Source organism: Dyella sp. 2RAB6, from assembly GCF_052115385.1.
GTDB lineage: Bacteria > Pseudomonadota > Gammaproteobacteria > Xanthomonadales > Rhodanobacteraceae > Dyella_D.
In genome coordinates this window covers 1-4042 of the sequence record NZ_JBFRGP010000047.1, presented here as the reverse complement: position 1 = coordinate 4042, position 4042 = coordinate 1, and the positions used below count along the sequence as shown (strand labels likewise).

Below are 4042 nucleotides of genomic sequence, written 5' to 3'. Positions count from 1 at the left end.
TCTACTTAGGGCTGCGCAACATCAGTAAAAAATGGACGCTTCCAATCCATGATTGGAAGGCGGCGCTCAACCGCTTTACCATCCAGTTCGAAGGCCGCATCCCTCAGCTTTAAAGCGATCCCGTTTACACAAAAGTCTGTACAAGCCCCCGTCTCACCGAAATGCGACTGCACCGACCCGATAGAATGTGCAACTCACTAGGAAGCATCCCGTGATCACCTTTGATAAGCGCGAATTGCCGGAAGGCGCGGACTCAGTCAGTACCAAGGAACTGACTATCGGAGACACCTATTTTAAGGTTTCGTATGCCGATGAAGGCATGACCATTCCTTTGATGGATTCCGTGACTTATATCGGCCGAAATTTGGTTGATGACGATGAGGACACCCTCTACTTCCAAGACGTGGAATCCTATCGCGAAGGAATTCGTTTCTCCGACACCGATGTAGAACCGGGTTCGGCCATGTTTTACGCTAACCCTGCCGAAGAGCTTCGATCGATGTTCGACTTTGAAGGAGCACTCGAAGAACTAATGAGATGCTCTATTCGCCGAAAGAATAGGTGAACGCGACACATCTCGAAGAAAAGGCGGTCAGCGACCGCCTTTTCTTATGACGAAAACAGCCAGCTCCTCGGCGAGTAAGGCCGCACCATCCGCGACTACATCTGGCTGGAAGATCTGCCGCTGGCGGTCACAGATACGCAAGGCACGGTGAGCACCACCAATTACGTGCATGCCGATGGCCTCAAGGCGCTAAGAACATCTCGCACCGATAAAGACCATCTCGGCGCGGGCTCTCGCGCCCTCATCGAGTGAAAGGCGGCCAAATGGCCGCCTTTTCGCAACGCAGGATAGCCTTCTCTAAGCATCCATCACCTTTAACTGTACGGCAGAAAACCTGATGACAACGCACTGCGTATTCTTCCCCGCGTGTCTATCCCGGAAGAACACCTCAGCTAGCAAAGGCGTACGTCAGTAAAAGGCGCCCCCCCTTAAAGATGCCCAAGAAAGATGGATAAACTAGGTCTTGCCTTCCGATCTCTCGACCGCTCGCTGGTTGCCAGCCTGTTCAGCAAGAAGCGTCAGCTTCTCATCGGTCGCCTTCTCCTCCTTCAAGGTCGCCTGAAGCAGCTGCAATGCGTCTGTGTAATCCAGTTCCTTGGCCAAGGCGCTCAATGTTCCATAGGCGGCAATTTCGTAATGCTCCACCTTCTGCGCGCCGCCGATCAGGGCGGCATCACGTAATGGCCCCTCTTCAACCGTCTCGATAATCTCCTTTCCCTCTTCGATCAAGCCCTCCATGGCGGCGCATTTGATGCGCTTCAGCTTCAAACCCATGATGTCCACAATCTGGTCGATCCGCTCGACCTGGCCATTGGTTTCTTCAGCATGCGATTCGAAGGCCTGCTGAAGCTCGGGCTCGCTGCTAGCCCGAGCCTACTTGGGAAGCGCTCGGCTGAGCTGCTTTTCCGCACTGTAGATATCGGAGAGCTCTTTAACGAAAAGCTCTTCGATGGTCTTGATGGCCATGTCAGTCTCTCCAGCTTGAGTCGAAGGTCGAAGCAGTGTGTCACCCCAGATGTATAGGCCTATGCAAGAACACATCTTCGAGCTCGCCACATCGCGCGTCGGCGGTTGACTCAGGAATGAATCAACTGCCAGAGCAACACCCCATTGACTCCAACCAGGAGCGACGCACAGAGCCAGCTCATTGACTGAATGGCCGAGGGCAGTTCGAACGCCCCCATTAGGCGTGGCTGACACGCGAATCGAATCAACGGTATCAGCGCCAGAGGAAGACTGAGACTCAAAATAACCTGACTGCCCACCAACAGCGACGTCGACCGCTCCCCGCCGAACACCTGCACCACGACCAAGGCCGGCCCGAGCGCACATCCGCGCGTCAGAAGCGCCCTCCGAAAACGAGACAGTTTGATATCTAGGAACCCCTCCATGACCACTTGCCCGGCAAGGGTCCCCGACACCATGGAATTGAGCCCACAGCACAGCAGCGCCGCGGCGAACAGCAGACTGGGCCACGTCGCTCCTAACGCCAGCGTCAGCGGCCGCTGCGCCTGCGCAAGATCCCCTACATCAGCGCTCACTCCCTGCAGGGCGACCGCGGCAAGCAGCATCAGGCCGATATTGATCAGCATGGCGAACGACAAGCAAATGATCGTATCCGTACCGGCCCGCCGCAGGACGGAAGATACGGAGCGCTTATCCGACGCGGCGTAGCGCGTTAGTAGTGCCGAATGAAGAAATAGATTGTGCGGCATGACGGTGGCGCCGATGATGCCGACCACGAGCCACATCCCGCCCTTGGTGTGTAAAACCTCTCCGCTTGGTGCGAGGCCCCGGAAGACGTCAGGCCAATCCAGCCTGGCCAGAGTCAGTTGCGCCGCCAGACACGCGGCGACTCCCGCCATGCTTATGGCCACCACTCGCTCCATGCGTGCCTTCCCTGGACGCTCCAGCGCGAAGTAGCCTAGAACCAGTACGCCCGACAACAGAACGCCGAGCCATAAAGGCACGCCGAACAACAGGCGAAGTGCGACCGCTGTTCCGACAGTCTCGGCCACATCGCAGGCGACGATGGCGAACTCCGCGACGAGCCACATGGGCAAGACGAAGCGGCGTGGTAATTCATCCCGACATAATTCCGCCAACCCGCGGCCCGTGATCGCGCCCACACGGCATGCGATCCATTGCAACAGCATGGCGACGAGACTTGCCGCTAGCACGACCCATAAGAGCCGGTAGCCAAAGCTGGCCCCACCTTGCATGGCGGTCGCCCAATTACCGGGGTCCATATATCCGGCCGCCACGAGCGCGCCGGCGCCGAACAGTGGATAGCGCCGGCGCGTCCCGACAATACGCGCGTCCAGATAGCTGACCGAGCCGTCAGGCGACACAGCCCGCGCTCATCTCTCACCCAGCTCCGCCCCTGTTTCAGGGTTGCTTTCCGGATCGGACGGGCGGGTAGTCAAAAAAAGGTACCAGGTGCGTCCAGTTTCGGCGCCACGACTGGCCAATGGGCGGATACTCCTTTCCCCATCGATCCTCGAACTCCGTGAGTTGAAGCTCGGCTTCGTCGACGGTTGCACAGGTGTAGATACGCTTCAAATCCGCAGCCACTTCGGGGCGCCGCTTCCAGGAAACATAGTTCAGACTGTGCCGCACCATGTGCACGATGCACAGCTGCACCGTTGCCTGAGGAAAGACCGTTTCGATCGCGTCGGGAAAGCCCTTCAAGCCGTCGACGCACGCAATGAAAATGTCTTGCACGCCACGATTACGAAGTTCCGTGACAACGCTCAGCCAGAATTTGGCACCTTCAGTCTGCGCCAACCATAGACCAAGGACCTCCTTCTCGCCGTTCATCGTGATGCCGATGGCGAGATAAACCGCTTTTACTCGCACGCTGCCTTCTCGGACTTTGACATGCAGGCAATCCATATAGACGATCGGATAAACCGCATCCAGTGGACGGCTCTGCCAAGCCTTGACCTCATCAATCACGGTGTCGGTGATCGAGGAGATCAGGCTTGGGGACACCTCAGCACCGTACATCTCTTCTAGATGGGCCTGGATCTCGCGAACGGTCATGCCTCGGGCATACAGAGAGATGATTTTGTCGTCGAAGCCACTCCAGCGTGTCTGGTGCTTGGCGACGAGCCGAGGTTCGAACGTGCCATCACGGTCGCGCGGGATTTCGATAGGCAACTCACCGAAATCTCCCTTCAGAACTTTCCGGCTGTGGCCGTTGCGCGTATTGCCCGAGGCGTTTGCCACCGGCTCGTGCTTTTGATGCCCCAAATGCTCGGTCATCTCGGCATTTAGCGCTTTCTCGACCAGCATCTTGGTCAGCTGCTTAAGCAGGCCGTTCTCGCCAACGAGATCTTCGGGCTTCTGATAGTTGGCTAACAGACTGCTAAGCAGCTCGTCGGGCACTTCGTGTTTGCGTGGACTCATGGTGTCTCCGGGTCAGATGGCAGTTTCCTGCCAATGCCCCGTTTACACAAAATCTAGGATAGGCCC

General features: G+C 57.2%; 2 protein-coding genes and 2 pseudogenes. 1 reads left to right on the top strand and 3 read right to left on the bottom strand.

Annotated elements, in window-relative coordinates; genetic code table 11:
- Positions 1–211 precede the first annotated feature (211 nt).
- Entirely contained in the window at positions 212–565 is a 354-nt protein-coding gene (locus AB4083_RS22830) for a hypothetical protein (protein ID WP_441610791.1), read from the top strand.
- Positions 566–1021: 456 nt separating this feature from the next.
- On the opposite strand, the pseudogene AB4083_RS22825 reads toward AB4083_RS22830, so the two are convergent.
- The 3 genes and pseudogenes from AB4083_RS22825 to AB4083_RS22815 form a co-directional block, all read right to left on the bottom strand.
- A pseudogene (locus AB4083_RS22825) lies at positions 1022–1531 on the bottom strand (YciE/YciF ferroxidase family protein).
- A gap of 110 nt (positions 1532–1641) precedes the next feature.
- Positions 1642–2916 (bottom strand): Nramp family divalent metal transporter, encoded by a 1275-nt coding sequence (locus AB4083_RS22820; RefSeq protein ID WP_441610790.1) that lies wholly within the window; start codon positions 2914–2916, stop codon positions 1642–1644.
- 61 nt (positions 2917–2977) lie between these two features.
- Positions 2978–3976: pseudogene (locus AB4083_RS22815) on the bottom strand (IS256 family transposase); the annotation flags it as partial.
- Positions 3977–4042 lie beyond the last annotated feature (66 nt).